1 protein-coding gene is annotated in these 320 nt (G+C 29.2%); it reads right to left on the bottom strand.

The features are described from left to right. Window positions 1-276, bottom strand: a 276-nt coding sequence (locus G3997_RS04185) for an ACP S-malonyltransferase (protein WP_330616207.1), incomplete at its 3' end; no start/stop codon positions are given. Window positions 277-320: the final 44 nt, after the last annotated feature.

The following is a 320-nucleotide window of genomic DNA, read 5'->3' as shown; positions in this document are numbered from 1 at the left end:
AGACAAACCTACTGTATAGTYAGCTTCTATACCCTCAATCTCTAAAGCTTTCTGACAAGCCAAAGAAGTTAGTAAAATTGCAGGTTGACTATTTTTAGTTTTTGTTAATTCCTCATCAGTTCCTTCAAATATTAATTCTTTTATTGGCATATCTAATATTTCTTCGCCCTTATCAAATATATCTTTACATTCAATAATATTTTCATATAAATCTTTTCCCATATTTATATATTGAGAACCTTGACCTGGAAAAAGAAATGCTGTCTTATTACTCATTATACCCTCCTAAGGATTTCTTCTAATTCATTCATTAACTCATC

It is taken from the genome of Romboutsia sp. 13368 (genome assembly GCF_018336475.1).
Classification (GTDB): Bacteria; Bacillota; Clostridia; order Peptostreptococcales; family Peptostreptococcaceae; genus Romboutsia.
This window is presented reverse-complemented; position numbering and strand designations above follow the sequence as displayed.